Raw genomic sequence first — 15,795 nt, 5'->3', positions numbered from 1 at the left:
TTACCTCGCAGTGCCAACCGGAGATTCCGGCTGCAGCTTCAGGTACAGGTAGAACAGCACCAGGGTGATGACCACCAACAAGGCAGCCGCCGCGCTGGCCAGGCCCCAATTGAGGAACGACTGCACCTGCTGGATGATGAATTCAGGCAGCATCATGTTCTGCGCCCCGCCCAGCAACGCCGGGGTGACGTAGTACCCCAACGACATGACGAACACCATCAACGCCCCGGAGAACAGCCCCGACCGGCACAGCGGCAGGAACACCTTCCAGAAGTTGGTCCACGGGCTGGCACCGCACACCGAGCCTGCCTGCAGCACCATCGGGTCGATGGCATGCATGGTTGCCTGCAGCGGTAGCACGATGAACGGGATCATGATGTAGCTCATGCCGATCACCACGCCTGTGAGGTTGTGCACCATCTCAAGTGGGCTGTCGATGATGCCAATGGCCATCAGCATTTTGTTGATGACCCCCGAGCTTTGCAGCAGCACCAGCCAGGAGTAGGTGCGCGCCAGCAGGCTGGTCCACATCGACAGCAGGACGATGTTCAGCAGCCACCGGCCCCAGCCCTTGGGCACCAGCGTAATCGCCCAGGCCAGCGGAAAGCCCAGCAGTACGCTGATCAGCGTGACCAGCCCTGCCACCGAAAAGGTGTTGAACAACACCCGGGCATAAGCCGAGTTGGCGAACAGCTGTTCATAGTTGCCAAGGCCAGGCGTAGGCTCGAGCACGCCGCGCAGTAACAGGCCAACCAACGGTGCGAAGAAAAACAGGCCCAGGAACAGCAAGGCTGGCAGCAAGTTGCGGCTGCCCTTCCAGCGCTGGCTCAGGGAGGCGCGCCGTGGCCTGGCTCCGGGAGCACCGGTGCCCGAAGGGGCACCTTGGGCGTTATGCAGGGCATTGATCGCGACTTTCATTTGACCAGCCACTCATTCCAGCGGGCCGCGATAGCCTGGCCGTTCTTGGCCCAGTAGGCAAAGTCCAGGGTAACCTGGTCCTGCGCATAGGCGGTCGGCAGGTTCGGGGCCAGGTCCTTGTCCAGTTTGGCGACGCTGTCGGTGTTGACCGGGGCGTAGGCCGTCTTGTTGGCGAATTCGGCTTGGCCTTCGGCGCTGCTGGCGTTGGCCAGGAACTTCATGGCCGCATCCTTGTTCTTGGCGCCTTTGGGAACGACCAGGAAATCGGCCATGACCAGGTTCTGCTTCCAGCTCACCCCTACAGGGGCGCCGTCTTGCTGCAGGGCGTAGACGCGGCCATTCCAGAACTGGCCGAGGGAGGCTTCACCCGAGGCCAGCAGTTGTTGCGACTGCGCGCCGCCGCCCCACCAGACGATGTCCTGTTTGATGGTGTCGAGCTTCTTGAAGGCGCGATCCAGGTCCAGCGGGTAGAGCTTGTCGGGCGCCACGCCATCGGCCAGCAGCGCCAGTTCCAGCACGCCTGGGCTTGGCCATTTATAAAGGGCGCGCTTGCCGGGGTAGGTCTTGGTGTCGAACAGCGCGGTCCAGTCGGTTGGCTTGCTGGCACCGAGCTTGCCTTCGTTGTAGCCGAGCACGAAGGAGAAGAAGAACGAACCCACGCCATGATCGGAAACGAAGCGCGGGTCGATCTTGTCGCGCTGGATCTGGGAAAAGTCCAGGGGTTCGAGCAGGCCTTCGCTGGCGGCGCGCAGGGCGAAATCAGCTTCGACGTCGACCACGTCCCACTGCACGTTGCCGCTTTCGACCATGGCCTTGAGCTTGCCGTAGTCAGTCGGGCCGTCCTGCACCACCTTGATGCCGGTGGCCTTGCTGAACGGGGCTGCCCACGCTTGCTTCTGAGCATCCTGGGTCGTTCCGCCCCAGCTTACGAAGTTCAGGCTCTCAGCCGCCTGAGTGGCCTGGCAGGCCAGTGTCAGGAGGCTGGCCGACAGCACTGCGGTTACACGTTTGCTCAACAGCATGATTACGCCCTCGTTGCTTTTTGTTATTCGAGGCAGGGCTTGTGATGCGCCCGCCAACAGTATTCGGGGAGCAGCGGTTAGACATTCAAGGTCTACGGAATGTCATATTATGGTATTCCAAACTTTTCGCAAGTAGCAGCAGGCTACCGGCCATCATTTGGTAGATGGCCATGCAGGCGCTGCACTCAGCCGGCCATTGGCTCGAAGGGTATGCTTTGCACCACTTCCAGTTCGTAGCCCGCCAAGCCTGCGTATTTCAAGGGCGGACCCAGGTGGCGAAGCTTGCCTACGCCCAGGTCTTGAAGAATCTGCGCACCGGTGCCGACCTCCGAATACACCTTCGACTGCCCGCGCTGGTAGGGGCGCTGGGGTTGGGTCAAGTGCGGCACACGCTCGAGCAGCGCCTGGGAGGACTCGTGGTTGGCCAGGATCACGACCACGCCTGTTCCTTGCTCAGCCACTTTCTGCAATGCCGCCCACAACGTCCAGTTGGCCGGGCCCGCCCACTCGGCGCCGACCAGGTCGCGTAGCGGATCGATCACGTGCACCCTCACCAGCGTAGGCGTTTCACGGCGCAATTGGCCCATGACCATGGCCATGTGCACGCCGCCGTCGATACGGTCTTCATACGTGACCAGGCGGAAGGTGCCATGCACCGTGGGCAGCTCACGCTCTCCGATACGCTTGATGGTCTGCTCGGTGCTCAGCCGGTAATGGATGAGGTCGGCAATGGTGCCGATCTTGATGCCGTGGCGGGCCGCAAAGGCCTCAAGTTCAGGCCGACGTGCCATGGTGCCGTCGTCGTTGAGCACCTCGACAATGACCGACGCCGGGCTCAAGCCTGCCAGGCGGGCCAGGTCGCAGCCGGCCTCTGTATGCCCTGCACGGGTAAGGACACCGCCTTCGCGAGCGCGCAACGGGAAGATATGCCCAGGCTGTACCAGGTCCTCCGGGCAAGCGTCAGCGGCCATGGCAGCTGCCACGGTGCGTGCGCGATCGGCGGCGGAGATGCCCGTGGTGACACCGGTCGCAGCCTCGATCGAGACGGTGAAGGCCGTGCTGAACATGCTGCCGTTGGCCGGAACCATCTGTTCCAGGCCCAGGCGCTGGCAGTGCTCATCCGTCAGCGTCAGGCAAATCAGGCCACGGGCTTGCTTGGCCATGAAATTAATGGCTTGCGCGTCGCAGTGCTCGGCGGCGATCAGCAGGTCGCCTTCGTTCTCCCGATCTTCGTCGTCCACCAGCAAGACCATCTTGCCTTGCCGATAATCCTGGAGAATTTCATCGATGGTATTGAAAGGCATGTCAGGTGCTCGTGCTGAGATTAATTGTTTATGGTATACCATCATACACAAATGCCCAGCGCAGGAGACAAGCGGATGAAAGCCTACTGGATCGCCCATGTGGACGTGACCGACCCGGTCCAATATCAGCAGTACACACAGCGTGCTCCGGCGGCCTTCCAGGCCTACGGCGGGCGCTTTCTGGCCAGGGGCGGGCGCAGTGAGGCCATGGAAGGGCGGCCTACGCCGCAACGCAGCGTGGTCATCGAATTCGACTCCTATGACCAGGCCGTGGCCTGCTATCGCTCCGACCTTTACCAGCAAGCCTGCGGCCTGCGCCAAGGTGCGGCGTGCGCCGAGGTGATCATCGTCGAGGGCGTCGAGCCCTGATGCTCCGGGCATAGAACAGGCGCCGCAATTCTGGCTATGCTTGGGCAATGACCAACCCTGTCCCGTTGCGCCAACCTTGCCCGCCCGGTGCCTGCATTTGCGGTCGCGATCAGCTGGCCACCGAGTGCGAGCCGGCCCGGCGCATCCTGCTGCTCACCCGGCAGGAAGAAAAGCGCCTGCTCGAACGCCTGGAAAACCTTCAGGACATCGAGGACCTCTATCGCCTGCAACGCCGGCTGTATGACAACCTGGGCATCCGGCTGCATATCGCACCGGGCCACCATGAAGTGCGCACCATGCGCGGGATCGTCATCGAACTGGACGATCAGCCTGGGTTGTGCCGCAAGACCCGCCAGGCCATACCGGCGGCCATTCGCAAGGGGCTCGAACGAAATCCGCAGGTTGCCTTCCGCCTGCTCGATACCCACGACCTGTTGCGCGATACCTGACCGAACCGGCCTCACATTCACAGGCCGGCCCGGCTTCACCCAGTTGCCTAATTTTTTCCACGCCCTGCACGTCTACTTGAAAGTTCCCCTGCGCCGCGTGCGCAGCGGCAATCCCACTCAAGGAGGCAGGCAACATGACTTCAGTTTTCGACCGTGAAGACATCCAGTTCCAGGTCGTGGTCAATCACGAAGAACAGTATTCGATCTGGCCGGAGTACAAGGCGATTCCCGAGGGCTGGCGGGCGGTGGGCAAGGCAGGGCTGAAAAAGGACTGCCTGGCCTACATCGACGAGGTGTGGACCGACATGCGCCCACTCAGCCTGCGTCAGAAAATGGCTGAAGCTGGCGCGCAGTGACGGTGATCAATCTTCTGTGCCTGCCGTATTCGGGGGCCAGTGCGATGGTGTACAGCCGGTGGCGCCGCGCGCTGCCGGCGTGGTTGCAGGTTCGGCCAGTGGAATTGCCAGGGCGCGGCGCACGCATGGCCGAGGCGTTGCACACCGACATGCAGGGACTGGCCCGACAGCTGGCCCAGGAGCAGCGGCTGGCGACCAGCACGCCCTATGCCTTGCTCGGCCATAGCCTGGGCGCGCTGCTGGCTTTTGAACTGGCCCATGAGCTGCAGGCACTTGGTTGCCCGCCACCGCTGGCGCTGTTCGCCTGCGGCACTGCCGCGCCTACTCGCCGGGAAGACTACGACGGCCAGCGCTGGCGGGAGCCGAAGTCTGACACCGAGCTGATCGATGAGTTGCGCGAGCTGCAAGGCACGCCAGAGCAAGTGCTTGCCAATGGTGAATTGATGAGCCTGACACTGCCGATTCTGCGGGCCGACTTCTTGCTGTGCGGGACCTATGCGTATCGTCAGCGGCCCGCGCTTGGCTGCCCGTTGCACGTACTGGGCGGCGAAGAGGATAGGGCCACCCACGATCAGCTACGGGCCTGGCAGCACGAAACCCAGGGTTCGTTTTCGCTGCAAATGTTCCCTGGCGGTCACTTCTTCATCCATGACCATGAGCCAGGCGTACTGGCGGCATTGACCCGCACCTTGCAACCGCTGCGGCTGACGGGTTGATTGACGTCTTGCCCAGGGTCGGCGAGGCTAGGGCCTTTCGACCCTCAGGACAGACCATGCTTATCGATTCCTCTGCGAGCACGTTGGCAGGAGCATCCCTCTGAACCGGCGCATGCTGGCCGCAGGCGTTCTGGCCTTGGCCGTGTTGCAAGGGTGTACGGGGCACCGAGCGTCCGTACCCCAAGCTGACCCTGCGCAGGTGCGCGCCGAACTGATGCGGCTGTTGCCCGCCAATGCCGGTGATCGCGCTGGCTGGGCCGCTGATATTCAGAAGGCGTTCCAGGCACAGGGTATCGAGCCCTCCAGGCGCAACCTGTGCGCGGTACTGGCTGTGACCGAGCAGGAGTCCACCTTCAACGCCGACCCCCAGGTGCCCCAGCTAGGCCGTATCGCCCGGGAGGAAATCAATCGGCGGGCTGCCCGTGTGCATGTGCCCAGGATGCTGGTCGACGGCGCGCTGCAAACCCCGTCAGGCAATGGCAAGACCTATGCACAGCGCTTGCAGGCAGTGCGCACCGAGAAGCAGCTGAGCGAACTGTACGATGAAGTGATAGCGCGGGTGCCTTTGGGCCGTACCTTGCTGGGGGGCCTCAACCCGGTACATACCGGCGGCCCGATGCAGGTGAGCATCGACTTTGCCGAGAAACATGCGCAAGCCTATCCCTACACGCGCGAGGGCAGCGTGCGACAGGAAGTGTTCACGCGCCGTGGTGGCCTGTATTTCGGGATTGCGCATTTGTTGGGCTATCCCGCCAACTACGAGCGTCAACTCTATCGGTTCGCCGACTTCAACGCCGGTTGGTACGCTAGCCGGAATGCGGCGTTTCAGGCGGCGCTCAGCCAGGTTACCGGGATAGATCTGGCGCTGGACGGTGACCTGATTGCGCCTGGGTCGATCATGCCCGGTACCACCGAAAGGACAGCACGTCAGCTGGGTCGTCAGCTGGGCCTGCGTAACCCGCAGATTCGCAGTCAGCTGGAGCAGGGCACTGAACTGGATTTTGAAGATACCCGGCTATATCGGGAGGTGTTTGCCCTGGCCGATGCCAAGGCCGGCCGTGCATTGCCGCGGGCCGTGTTGCCGGGCATCGAGCTGAAAAGCCCCAAGATCACCCGCAAGCTGACCACTGCCTGGTTTGCCGAGCGGGTGGATGGGCGTTATGAGCGGTGCATGCGTCGGTGATTGGGTGTGGGTGGCCCACTGCGGCGCGCGCTCGATAGCTAAATAGCGAGCACTTCACAAGTCCAAGCTGTAACGCAGTACCCGTGTAGGAGTGGCCTTGCCGGGGCGCCGGACCGGCCGCGATGGGCTGCGCAGCAGCCCCAGGATTTCAGCTAGGCACCTCATATTGCTGGGGCCGCTATGCGGCCCATCGCGGCCGGTCCGGCGCCCCGGCAAGGCCGCTCCTTGTATCTACACGGGTACTGCGCTAACGCTTGCCCTTGTGAAGTGCTCGTAGAACCCCGCATGGCGGTCAAGCCAGAACCCAAGCCACCTTCATATCACGCAAGGCCCCGCGGCCACCCGTTACCCTTCGCCTGACCGCAGACCCCTTCAGCCTTGACCCAATGCCTCGACAATCTGATCGACGCTGCTCTTCAACCCAGCCAGTGTGTCCTCGTTATCGCTCTGCACGACAACGAGTTTCGCGCCGCTGTCTTTAATTACCTGCGCCACCGCAGCCTCTGGTTGCCGATGATCCAAGACCAGGGCCACATCCTGGCCTTTGAGGTTATCGGCCAAGGCTTTGAGCGCAGCCGCATCCCACTCGGTGGGCAGCGGCTGATCCACCAGGTCCAGGTTCAATCCGCTGGCCAGATAACCCAGCCGCTCCGACAGGCTGACGGTGGTCAGGTTCTCCACCTTGGCCAGGCGCGTCTGGCTATTGGCGGCCAGTGCCAATACTTGCTGCTTGAAGCCGGCAAGGTTGGTCTGAATGCGTGCCTTGTCCGCGGGCGACAGCCGCTCCAGATCATTAGCCACCACATCGGCCATGCGTCCCAGATTGGTGGGGCTGAGCCATGGGTAGCCGGCGTAGGCATCAGCCCCCGTCACGGCGATGCCTGGCAATGCACCATCGACCGGGCGAGCGGCGTCGATTTCGACGATGCGAATATTGCTGCGGCGCGCCACCGGGTAAAGCGGATCGTCTCGCCAGATCGAGCGTACGCCGATCACCGCGTCAGCCTGCTGGGCCGCCTTGTGCAGGCTGGCTTCGCCACGGCCACTGAAATACGACGGCTGGCGGCTGGCAGGCAAATTCGCCGGCGCAGCGCGTTTGAGCTCAACCGAAGTGCCTTCGAGCAATGTGTTGGCCAGGCTGTGGGTGACCGGCAGGGTGGTCAGCACTTGGGTGGCCGAGGCCAGGGACGGCAGGCTGGTAAGGGCGAGGGCCAGACACAGGCGTTTGAGGTTCATGCCGGGTTTCCTTGCAGGCGTGGGACAAGCGCACGGGCCAGGGCGGCCAGGGCGAAGCAGAGGCCGGCGACCAGAATGATCGCAGCGCCGGACGGTACAGGCAGGTCGAAGACAATAGGCAGCAGAATGCCGAACAAGGTGCTCAGGGTAGCGATGATCACCGAGATGAAGAAAAAGCCTTTCAATGACTGGCTGACCAGGCGCGCGGCAGCGGCGGGGATGACCAGCAACGCACCCACCAAGATGGCGCCAATCACCTTGACCGCAGCCACCGTGACCAGGGTCACCAGCACCACGAACAAGTAGTCAAGGGTCTTGACGGCCACCCCGCGTACAGCAGCCAGTTGCGGATTGAAGCTGGCCAGCATGATGCGGTTGTAAAGCGGCAGCGCCAAGGCCAGCACCAGCACAGCGACGATTCCCAGCACGACCAGGTCCTGACCGCTGACGGTCAACACCGAACCGAACAGCACGTTTTCCAGAATGTGCACGTTGATCTTGCCTGCCAGCATCAGCAGCAGGCTGGCCCCCAGCGCCAGGGACACCGACAGGAATACGCCAATCAGCGTGTCAGGCGACAGGCCGGTGCGGTTGCGCAGGAAATTCAGCAAAATACCGAACAACAGGCAATAGCCGAACAGGCTGCCGTAAGGGCCGGTGTAGGGTTCGCCCAACAGAATGCCGATGGCCACGCCGGTCAGCGCCGCGTGGCCGACTGCTTCGGAGAAGAAGGCAAAGCGCTTGACCACCACCAGCGTTCCAAGGCCACCGAGCACCGGCCCGATCATCAACCCGGCCAGCAGAGCATTGACCACGAAGCCGTAGGCCAGCGCCTCGGGCAAGTAGCCTTGAACGGCCCATTGTTGAACCAATTCACGGAAGGATTCGAAACTCATCAGGCAAGGCTCTCGCTGCGCGGATGGACGGAGAACAGGCCGAGCAGGCGCTCAGGGGTGAGCGCCTGGGCAGGCGGAGCATCGAACAGCACGCGGCGACTCAGGCCGGTGACCCGGTCAGCCAGGCGCAGCACGGCTTCAAGATCATGTTCGATCCACAAGACAGTGGTGCCGGATCGGCGCCAGCTGGCCAGCAGGTGCTCGAACACGCGAATACCCGCTTCGTCCAGCGCCGACATGGGTTCGTCCAGCACCAGCAGTTGCGGCTCGGGAATCAGCCCTTGCGCCAGCAGCACCCGCTGACGCTCCCCGCCTGACAGCGCGCCCATGCGCCGCTTGCGCTTGTCGAGCATGCCGACGTGGGTCAGGGCTGCCTCGATGGCCGGCTGGACCCGCTTGGACAGCCCTAGAAAGGCGGGCTGGCGCTGGCACATGGCGGCCATGAAGTCGTCCACGGTCATGGGCAGGCCGCGGTCGAACTCCAGCGCCTGCGGCACGTAGCCGATCACCTCCCGCTCGCTGGGCCAATGCATGGCCAATCGACCCTGATGCGGCATCTGCCCCAGCAGTGTCTTGATCAGCGAGCTCTTGCCGCCCCCATTGGGCCCGACGATGGCGTGCACCGAGCCGGCCGCGACGCTGAAACTGACCTGTTCGAGAATGCGCGTACGGCCCAGTTCGAGGTTGATCGCCTCGAACTCGATGCGCGGCCCACAAACCGGCAGCACCTGGGTGGCGGCGGTCATGCGCGGTTCTCCTCGATGGCGCGCACCACCGTGTCGAGGTTGCGCTTCATTTCGATTTCATACTTGTCCTTGGTGTATTCGCCATAGGAAATATGCGTCAACGGGTACAAGCGCACGCCGGATTCGCGCTGGATCGTTTCCACATAGGCAGAGGGGAAGTCCATCTCCGAAAAGATGACCCGCACATCCAGCGCTTTGAGTTGGTCGATGGTTTTCTTCAACTGAGCGGGACTGGGCTCGATACCGTGGGCAGGCTCCACCACGGCGGTCACTTCAAGGCCAAAGTCACGCACGAGATAATCGTAGGCAGCGTGGATCGTGGCCACACGGAAGGTGGCGCCAGGCGCTTGACTCACCTTGGCCAGGGCCTCGGCACGCAGGGCGCGCAGACGCTTGGCATAAGCCCGCGCATTCTGCGTGTAGAGCTTCGCGTTTTCCGGGTCCAGCTTGCCCAGTTCTCGGGCAATGTTGTTGACCTGTGCAATGGTGGTACTGATGGACAGGAAGGTATGCGGATTGACGACCTTGCCAGCACCGCGTGCGGCAATGCCGGTTGCCGCGAGCAGAGGCACGTTCTGGTTCGATTCGATGGTGGCGATGTTCGGTTTTTCGCTGGCCGCGATCATGCGGTCGGCAAAGTCGTCATGACCGACGCCGTTGAGCACGACCACATCGAGCGTCCCGATGCGCTTGATGTCCTCGGCGCGAGGCTCGTACGCATGGGGGTTGAAACCAGCCGGGATCAACGGCACCACCTCGGCCTTGTCGCCAACGATATTGCTCACGTAGCTGTAGTAAGGGTGCAGGGTGATGCCGATACGCAGCGGCTTGCCGGGGTCGGCCAGGGCTAAGGCGGGCAGGGCACAGGCCAGGAGCAGGGCGAGGGCGGAGCGAAGCATGGGGCGTTCCTTAAGTCAGTGACGGTGTTCGCGGGTGACACCGGCGTCGTAGTGGCTGACGACCTGGCGCCAGCCGACGGCGATCAGGCTTGCCGGGGCAAGGTCATCGACCGATGGGCTGGGGTTGCCTCGGTAGAGCCAGACGTTGGCCTCGGCGCCCCCTTCGGGCAGGATCATCAGCAGGTGGCCGGCGACTTCCGGCGCCTGGCTGCGGCCCAGGTAGGCGCCGCCCGCCAGCGACGACCATTGGTGATCGCCACGGCCCTGGCTACCGGCATCAATGACGAAAGGCGGCAGCCCCTCGGCCGCCAGCGCCTGCACCTCGGGGACGGCGCCCTGTTCCTCGCGCAGGTACTGTATTTCGTCGAAAGCCACCCGCAGGTCGGTATAGAGGCCTTGCTCAGCTGGGGTCAGGTCCCGGCGAGCGTCGATTTGATGGCTGGCGATCGGCTGATCGTCGACACGCTCCCCGCGCACCAGCACGACGCTGGCTGCCAGGGCCACGATCAATGCACTGACCAAAAGCACATACAGCGTTTCATGCCCGGCGCCGGCCGGGCGAATCACCTGAACCCGGCTCATGGTTGCGAAATGTCGGCGTAGTCGACTTCGACCACATGGCCTGGGCCTGCGTCGAACAACACGTAGAATTCGCCATCCGGGCGCTTGAAAGTGAGGGTGGAGTCATCCCCGAGCTTACCGCCGACCAGCACCTGTTCGTCGTAGCCGATCACATCCAGGGTGACCCCGGGTGCACCGCTCCCGTCCGAAAAGCCGCCCGTGCATTTGATCTGACTGCCCGGCACTTCCTCACACTCGCACATGGGGTTGTGGGCCATGGCAGCCGTGGCGGTTAACAGCAGTGAAGGGAGCATGAGCCTACGCATGAGGTGTTTCATTTGTTGCCTCCTTGTTTCTTGAGCCAGGCCACGGTGGCTGGCGATGCCTGGGCCAAGGGCACCGAGGCTTGATGCATGCTGCCGTCCCAGCCTTCGAGGGTGATCCACACCTGGGCATCTGGCCGAGTACGCGGCGCAATCGGAAGGGAGGTACCCATGTGGTAGGGCGCCCCGAAGAAAATGGTGCCGGCGGCGCGCAGGCTGCGCGGTTTGCCGATGCGCAGGTAGGTGGCCTTCACCTCTTGGGCGCAGCCTTTGCAGAGGGCGGCATTGAACACCTTGAAATAGCCGGCCGGGCCATCAGCCTGGGGCACTTCGTCACGCATTTCAGCCAGGTCCAGGCTGTATGGCCCTACCTTGATATCGCGGATGACGTTCGCGCCCAGCCCGGCTTCGCCGCGAAACAGCTTGGCATCGGCAAAGTACTGGGGCATGAAACCCAGCGGGATCAGGATCAGCAGAATGTTCAGGTGAAACCGCCACTTCAACCAGAACTGCTTCAGTGGCCGTTGCGCGAGGGTGTGTGCCTGGCTCATGGTTGGGTCTCCAGGGTAGGCTCGCGCTGCGCGACGCGGGGCGCGCGCTCGCTTCGCTTGAGGGCGGCGGCCGTGGCCTGGGCAGTGCGCTTGGTCCAGATGAGCAGGCCGCTGAACACCATCAAGGTCAACACCAGGCCGAAGAAGAACCACACCAGCTTGATCGGCAGCCCGCCGAAATCGCCGGTGTGCAGCGGACGCATGGATTCGGTGACGAACTCCAGGGGCGTGCGGTCGCTGATGCGGAACTGGCTGTCGACCTGGCGCGTGTAGGGGTTGACCGAGGCATTCTGGAACATCAGCGGGTACCAACCCGGCCCTGAAAGGCTGATGTGGCTGTAGGCCGTGGCGGGCAATATCACGAAGCTGACCTCAAGGCCTGGCACCGCCTGCCCGGCAATGCGCACGGCTTCGTCCAGGTCGATGCGTGGTGCGGGGGTGCCGTCGGTGGTCTGCGGCACGTCTTCGCGTGCAATCACCGGCACGATGGGCCGTGTGGAAATCGTGACGTGGTTATCGCCCAGAATGGCTTGGATCAGGAACCAGGTACCGGTAATGGAAATGACGGCAATGAACCAGATGGACCAGACGCCGGCCAGGCGGTGCACGTCCCCCCAGAAAATCCGCGAGCCGTGACCGGTGCGCACCGGCTTGAAGAACCCTCTCCAGAATTTCTTGTACACCACAAGCCCCGTGACCAGGGACGCCAGCATGGGCAGGCCCAGTAGTGAAACAAGGTACCAGCCCCAACTGTAACCGTTGGTGAACGGCACCAGCCACCACCCATGCAAGGCACGGGTGAAGGCTTCGAAATCGAAGTCGGGGGTCTTGCCCTGGATGGCCCCGGTGTAGGGGTTTACATACAGCGTAGGGCTGGTGCCGTCGGGCAGGGTAACGTTGGCAACGACCGCGAAGTGAGAACCGTCGGGCTGGCGAAGCATGTCCACGATCATGTCGGGCTCAGCCTTGTGCAGCGCATCGAGCACTTGCTGGAAACTCAGGCGGTCCACGTCGGCATCGGGCTTGTTGGCGCGCACCGCAGGGTCGGCCAGCCATACGATCTCCTGGCTGACCACCGCGAGCATGCCGGTGAAACAGACGATGAGAACAAAGAACCAGATCGGCAGCGCGAGCCAGCTGTGGACCAGGAACCAGAGCCTGGACTTGGATTTCTTTGGAGTTTTGGCCATCAGACGATCTTCACAATAAGGGGCCGAGCTTAAGCCCAACCCTGGAGAGCTGTATTGATAAGGACGAATGAGAATCGAAATTCCGTCGATTTAAATGCAAGGAAATGTTTCAGGCTGGGGAGCCGGCCCCTGCGCCTGAAGCTGGGGGCCGGTGGCAAAGCGTCTGTCAGGCGCGGGACAGGACCGCTTCTGGCAGGGGCAGGGTGCGCAACGAAGGCAGGTCTTGATAAAGCGCACGGCCAATCTCGGCGGCCCGCGAGGGCAGAACTGACAACAGGGTGTCGCTCAGGCCATGGCTGTTCTCGCAGAAGCCTTGCAGGTACACCGACGCCTTGAGGTCGGGGCTGGTCAGTACGCGGTAGTTGCGGTCAACGTTGAAATCCTCGAGGTAGCCAGCCAGCGGGGCCAGCAAGTCCCGGTGCGAACGGCGCTCATAGCCGGTGGCCAGGATGACGGCATCGTAGCGGTGGGTCTGTTGTTGGCCGGTGGCCAAGTCGCTGAGCGTCAACTCGATGCCTTCTGCGCTGCCCACTACCGCTTCTACCTGACGCCGGCAAAGCACGTTGTGGCGGAACTGATGGGCGACTTTTTGCCGATAGAGAATGGCGTAAATGCGCTCGATCAGGTTCAGGTCGACCACCGAGTAATTGGTGTTGTGGTATTCATCGAGCAACTTGCTGCGTTGATCGGCCGGTTCGTTATAGACCAAGTCAGTGTAGTCGGGTGCGAAGATCTCGTTGACGAACGGGCTGTCGTCGGCCGGCTTGAGTGCCGAGGCGCGCAGGATCATGTCCACCTTTACCGACGGGTAGCTGTCGTTGAGGTCGATGAACGCCTCGGCTGCGCTCTGGCCTGAGCCGATGACCGCGATGCGCATCGGTTTGCCGGCGTTGCAGGGCAGCTGGCTGAGGCTGCTGAGGTAGCGGGAATGGTGGAACACGCGCGGGTCGTTCTTGAAGGCCGCGAACGTTTCCGGAATCTTCGGTGTACCGCCGCTACCCACTACGACCGAACGGGCCCTGCGGCTGTATTCCCGGCCTTCGGCATCACGGGACACCAGGCGCAGATGCTCGACGCGGCCCTGGGTGAGTTCAGGTTCGATGCGCAGCACTTCTTCACCGTATACCGCCTGGGTCGCGAAGTGTTCGGCAGCCCAGCGCAGGTAGTCGTTGTATTCCAGTCGGCACGGGTAGAAGGTGCCCAGGTTGATGAAGTCGGCCAGGCGCTGTTTCTGGTGCAGGTAATTGACGAAGCTGTAGGGGCTGGTGGGGTTGCGCAGGGATACCAGGTCCTTGAGGAAGGAGATCTGCAACTCGCTTTGGGTGGCCAGGGTTTCACCGTGCCAGCGATAGTCTCGCTGCTTTTCGATAAATAGCGCGTCCAGGGCACGCCCTTGGCTTTCGGCCAGCTCTTGCAGGGCGATTGCCAGCGCCAGGTTGGACGGGCCGAAGCCTACGCCGATCAGATCTTTGATGGTTTCCTGCTGTGGGGCTTGGGTCATGGCCGCGATTCCATAAGGTCGATGTGGACGCTCACCGGTGATCCGGCTACCGCGCTGGTACATCTTCTGGAACGAGCCAACCGAGAGGGAATTTAGCAGGGCTCAAGACCAGGCCGTTGTAGCCGATAAAAGGGGCACGGACCGGTTTTGGAGCAGGGAATCATCATGGTCGCAATCACCTCCAGCAATCTGTTGATCAACGGCGTCTCAGCCCAGACGCTGAGCCTTGATGCTGCCGCCGAGCGCGAACGGCGCGTGCAGGCGGGCGAGGCGCCTGGTCCGCTGAGCATCGCCGGTGACAGCATCAAAGCCACGGCTACAGGCCAGGCACAGGCGGCACAGGGCGAGGACAGCGACGAGCCAGAGGCGGTCAAGCAGTTGCGCGAGTTGATCAAGGCGTTGCAGAAACAGCTGGCAGAGGAGCAGAAACAACTGGCAGCGCTGATGAACAGCGACATGGAAGAGACCGCAAAGATGGCTGCCATCAGCACCAAGCAGAGCAGCATTGCCACGCTCAGCAGCCAGATCATCGCGGCCTCGGCAAAGTTACTGGAGCTATTGCAGCAAAGCGGTGGCGGCAGTGCCGGTGGCCTGGTCAGCACCCGTGCCTAGCAGGCACCGACCAAACCTTGGGGGTCAGTCGGCGGCCAGTCGCGCCTTGTGCCGATCGGCCTTGTACTGCATGGCCACCGCCGGGGCCGGCTTGGTCGCGCCCGTTTCCAGCCACTGGCGCATACGGCTGGCGTCGGCGAAGTGGGTGTACTTGCCGAATGCATCGAGAATGACCATGGCGACCGGCCGGTTGTCCATGCGGGTCAACAGCACCAGGCAGTGCCCAGCCTCGTTGGTGAAACCGGTCTTGGTCAGCTTGATGTCCCAGTTGCTCTTGTTCACCAGGTGGTCGGTGTTGCGAAACCCGAGTGTGTAGTTGGGTTTGCTGAACGCTACGGTTTTCTCACGGGTTGTCGACAGCGTACTCAACAGGGGGTACTTGCGCGACGCCATCAATAGTTTGGTCAGGTCGCGTGCAGTGGAGACGTTCTGAGTCGAAAGACCGGTGGGTTCGATGTAGCGGGTATGGCTCATGCCCAGGCTGCGTGCCTTGGCGTTCATTGCCTTGATGAACGCCGGGTAACCGCCAGGGTAATGGTTGGCCAGGGTGGTCGCGGCGCGGTTTTCCGAGGACATCAGGGTGATCAGCAGCGTCTCGCGTCTATTCAGCTGGCTGCCGAGCCGAACCCTGGAGTAGACGCCTTTCATGTCCGGGTTGTTGGCGATGGTCATGGTCAGCATTTCGTCCATGGGCAGCTTGGCGTCGAGCACGACCATGGCCGTCATCAGTTTGGTCACCGACGCGATGGGCAGCACGCGGTCTGGGTGACTGGCGTACAGCTCCTTGTTGCTGTTGAGGTCGATCAACAGGGCGCTGCCGGAGGCCAGGTGCAGCTTGGCAGGGTCACGTTGCAACTGGGCGGCGGGCTGTGCAGCGACAGCGGCGCTGATGGGGGTCACGGTACCTGTGAGCAACAACAAAAGGCTGAGGGTAGACAGGATCGTTTTCACGTTGAGGCTCAC

19 protein-coding genes are annotated in these 15,795 nt (G+C 62.6%); 6 read left to right on the top strand and 13 right to left on the bottom strand.

Annotated features, from left to right (window positions below; genetic code table 11):
* From FS767_RS03480 to ribBA, 3 genes are all read right to left on the bottom strand, one after another.
* Positions 1-918: an ABC transporter permease gene (locus tag FS767_RS03480; protein WP_144964202.1), complete on the bottom strand. Its 918-nt coding sequence runs from the start codon at positions 916-918 to the stop codon at positions 1-3.
* Positions 915-1,940 (bottom strand): ABC transporter substrate-binding protein, encoded by a 1,026-nt coding sequence (locus FS767_RS03475; protein ID WP_058603885.1) that lies wholly within the window; start codon positions 1,938-1,940, stop codon positions 915-917. The genes FS767_RS03480 and FS767_RS03475 overlap by 4 nt, the downstream gene beginning before the upstream one ends.
* Before the next feature lie 185 nt (positions 1,941-2,125).
* Complete coding sequence (ribBA, locus tag FS767_RS03470) at positions 2,126-3,244, bottom strand: bifunctional 3,4-dihydroxy-2-butanone-4-phosphate synthase/GTP cyclohydrolase II (RefSeq protein WP_144964201.1); 1,119 nt, start codon at positions 3,242-3,244, stop codon at positions 2,126-2,128.
* Positions 3,245-3,319: 75 nt separating this feature from the next.
* Here ribBA and FS767_RS03465 point away from each other — a divergent pair, with 75 nt between their 5' ends.
* From FS767_RS03465 to FS767_RS03445, 5 genes are all read left to right on the top strand, one after another.
* Positions 3,320-3,613 carry a DUF1330 domain-containing protein gene (locus FS767_RS03465; RefSeq protein WP_144964200.1) on the top strand — a complete coding sequence of 98 codons (294 nt, stop codon included), beginning with the start codon at positions 3,320-3,322 and terminating at the stop codon, positions 3,611-3,613.
* A 47-nt stretch (positions 3,614-3,660) separates the two neighbouring features.
* Positions 3,661-4,062, top strand: a complete 402-nt coding sequence (locus FS767_RS03460) for a hypothetical protein (RefSeq protein ID WP_023536132.1) — start codon at positions 3,661-3,663, stop codon at positions 4,060-4,062.
* 134 nt (positions 4,063-4,196) lie between these two features.
* Complete coding sequence (locus FS767_RS03455) at positions 4,197-4,418, top strand: MbtH family protein (protein ID WP_028686977.1); 222 nt, start codon at positions 4,197-4,199, stop codon at positions 4,416-4,418.
* The gene (locus FS767_RS03450) at positions 4,415-5,134 is read left to right on the top strand and encodes a thioesterase II family protein (protein ID WP_144964199.1); all 720 of its coding nucleotides are present in this window, start codon (positions 4,415-4,417) and stop codon (positions 5,132-5,134) included. Before FS767_RS03455 ends, FS767_RS03450 begins: the two co-directional genes overlap by 4 nt.
* A gap of 112 nt (positions 5,135-5,246) precedes the next feature.
* On the top strand, positions 5,247-6,317 hold the full coding sequence (locus FS767_RS03445; RefSeq protein WP_178102707.1) for a DUF1615 domain-containing protein: 1,071 nt from the start codon (positions 5,247-5,249) through the stop codon (positions 6,315-6,317).
* A 372-nt stretch (positions 6,318-6,689) separates the two neighbouring features.
* On the opposite strand, the gene FS767_RS03440 is transcribed toward FS767_RS03445, so the two are convergent.
* From FS767_RS03440 to FS767_RS03400, 9 genes are all read right to left on the bottom strand, one after another.
* On the bottom strand, positions 6,690-7,553 hold the full coding sequence (locus tag FS767_RS03440; protein WP_100851284.1) for a metal ABC transporter solute-binding protein, Zn/Mn family: 864 nt from the start codon (positions 7,551-7,553) through the stop codon (positions 6,690-6,692).
* On the bottom strand, positions 7,550-8,449 hold the full coding sequence (locus FS767_RS03435) for a metal ABC transporter permease (protein ID WP_144964198.1): 900 nt from the start codon (positions 8,447-8,449) through the stop codon (positions 7,550-7,552). Before FS767_RS03435 ends, FS767_RS03440 begins: the two co-directional genes overlap by 4 nt.
* On the bottom strand, positions 8,449-9,195 hold the full coding sequence (locus FS767_RS03430) for a metal ABC transporter ATP-binding protein (protein WP_144964197.1): 747 nt from the start codon (positions 9,193-9,195) through the stop codon (positions 8,449-8,451). Before FS767_RS03430 ends, FS767_RS03435 begins: the two co-directional genes overlap by 1 nt.
* Complete coding sequence (locus FS767_RS03425) at positions 9,192-10,094, bottom strand: metal ABC transporter substrate-binding protein (RefSeq protein WP_144964196.1); 903 nt, start codon at positions 10,092-10,094, stop codon at positions 9,192-9,194. The genes FS767_RS03430 and FS767_RS03425 overlap by 4 nt, the downstream gene beginning before the upstream one ends.
* Before the next feature lie 15 nt (positions 10,095-10,109).
* Positions 10,110-10,676 (bottom strand): DUF6162 family protein, encoded by a 567-nt coding sequence (locus FS767_RS03420; RefSeq protein WP_144964195.1) that lies wholly within the window; start codon positions 10,674-10,676, stop codon positions 10,110-10,112.
* Positions 10,673-10,993, bottom strand: coding sequence for a hypothetical protein (locus FS767_RS03415; RefSeq protein WP_027914698.1), 321 nt, complete (start codon positions 10,991-10,993; stop codon positions 10,673-10,675). The genes FS767_RS03420 and FS767_RS03415 overlap by 4 nt, the downstream gene beginning before the upstream one ends.
* Positions 10,990-11,529 (bottom strand): thiamine pyrophosphate-binding protein, encoded by a 540-nt coding sequence (locus tag FS767_RS03410; RefSeq protein WP_144964194.1) that lies wholly within the window; start codon positions 11,527-11,529, stop codon positions 10,990-10,992. The genes FS767_RS03415 and FS767_RS03410 overlap by 4 nt, the downstream gene beginning before the upstream one ends.
* Positions 11,526-12,719 (bottom strand): PepSY domain-containing protein, encoded by a 1,194-nt coding sequence (locus FS767_RS03405; RefSeq protein WP_144964193.1) that lies wholly within the window; start codon positions 12,717-12,719, stop codon positions 11,526-11,528. Before FS767_RS03405 ends, FS767_RS03410 begins: the two co-directional genes overlap by 4 nt.
* A gap of 166 nt (positions 12,720-12,885) precedes the next feature.
* Positions 12,886-14,220 carry a lysine N(6)-hydroxylase/L-ornithine N(5)-oxygenase family protein gene (locus tag FS767_RS03400; protein ID WP_144964192.1) on the bottom strand — a complete coding sequence of 445 codons (1,335 nt, stop codon included), beginning with the start codon at positions 14,218-14,220 and terminating at the stop codon, positions 12,886-12,888.
* 165 nt (positions 14,221-14,385) lie between these two features.
* On the opposite strand from FS767_RS03400, the gene FS767_RS03395 reads away from it, so the two are divergent.
* The gene (locus FS767_RS03395; protein ID WP_144964191.1) at positions 14,386-14,832 is read left to right on the top strand and encodes a hypothetical protein; all 447 of its coding nucleotides are present in this window, start codon (positions 14,386-14,388) and stop codon (positions 14,830-14,832) included.
* Between the two features lie 24 nt (positions 14,833-14,856).
* Here the strand turns inward: FS767_RS03395 and pbpG are convergent, their stop codons facing one another.
* Positions 14,857-15,783, bottom strand: a complete 927-nt coding sequence (gene pbpG / locus FS767_RS03390; RefSeq protein WP_058603901.1) for a D-alanyl-D-alanine endopeptidase — start codon at positions 15,781-15,783, stop codon at positions 14,857-14,859.
* Positions 15,784-15,795: the final 12 nt, after the last annotated feature.

Source organism: Pseudomonas sp. DE0010, from assembly GCF_007680745.1.
Taxonomy (GTDB): Bacteria; Pseudomonadota; Gammaproteobacteria; order Pseudomonadales; family Pseudomonadaceae; genus Aquipseudomonas; species Aquipseudomonas parafulva_B.
This window is presented reverse-complemented; position numbering and strand designations above follow the sequence as displayed.

Coding starts and splice junctions, on each gene's coding strand:
- FS767_RS03480 (WP_144964202.1), bottom strand. CDS start 918: ATGAAAGTCGCGATCAATGCCCTGCATAACGCCCAAGGTGCCCCTTCG.
- FS767_RS03475 (WP_058603885.1), bottom strand. CDS start 1,940: ATGCTGTTGAGCAAACGTGTAACCGCAGTGCTGTCGGCCAGCCTCCTG.
- ribBA (WP_144964201.1), bottom strand. CDS start 3,244: ATGCCTTTCAATACCATCGATGAAATTCTCCAGGATTATCGGCAAGGC.
- FS767_RS03465 (WP_144964200.1), top strand. CDS start 3,320: ATGAAAGCCTACTGGATCGCCCATGTGGACGTGACCGACCCGGTCCAA.
- FS767_RS03460 (WP_023536132.1), top strand. CDS start 3,661: ATGACCAACCCTGTCCCGTTGCGCCAACCTTGCCCGCCCGGTGCCTGC.
- FS767_RS03455 (WP_028686977.1), top strand. CDS start 4,197: ATGACTTCAGTTTTCGACCGTGAAGACATCCAGTTCCAGGTCGTGGTC.
- FS767_RS03445 (WP_178102707.1), top strand. CDS start 5,247: ATGCTGGCCGCAGGCGTTCTGGCCTTGGCCGTGTTGCAAGGGTGTACG.
- FS767_RS03440 (WP_100851284.1), bottom strand. CDS start 7,553: ATGAACCTCAAACGCCTGTGTCTGGCCCTCGCCCTTACCAGCCTGCCG.
- FS767_RS03435 (WP_144964198.1), bottom strand. CDS start 8,449: ATGAGTTTCGAATCCTTCCGTGAATTGGTTCAACAATGGGCCGTTCAA.
- FS767_RS03430 (WP_144964197.1), bottom strand. CDS start 9,195: ATGACCGCCGCCACCCAGGTGCTGCCGGTTTGTGGGCCGCGCATCGAG.
- FS767_RS03425 (WP_144964196.1), bottom strand. CDS start 10,094: ATGCTTCGCTCCGCCCTCGCCCTGCTCCTGGCCTGTGCCCTGCCCGCC.
- FS767_RS03420 (WP_144964195.1), bottom strand. CDS start 10,676: ATGAGCCGGGTTCAGGTGATTCGCCCGGCCGGCGCCGGGCATGAAACG.
- FS767_RS03415 (WP_027914698.1), bottom strand. CDS start 10,993: ATGAAACACCTCATGCGTAGGCTCATGCTCCCTTCACTGCTGTTAACC.
- FS767_RS03410 (WP_144964194.1), bottom strand. CDS start 11,529: ATGAGCCAGGCACACACCCTCGCGCAACGGCCACTGAAGCAGTTCTGG.
- FS767_RS03405 (WP_144964193.1), bottom strand. CDS start 12,719: ATGGCCAAAACTCCAAAGAAATCCAAGTCCAGGCTCTGGTTCCTGGTC.
- FS767_RS03400 (WP_144964192.1), bottom strand. CDS start 14,220: ATGACCCAAGCCCCACAGCAGGAAACCATCAAAGATCTGATCGGCGTA.
- FS767_RS03395 (WP_144964191.1), top strand. CDS start 14,386: ATGGTCGCAATCACCTCCAGCAATCTGTTGATCAACGGCGTCTCAGCC.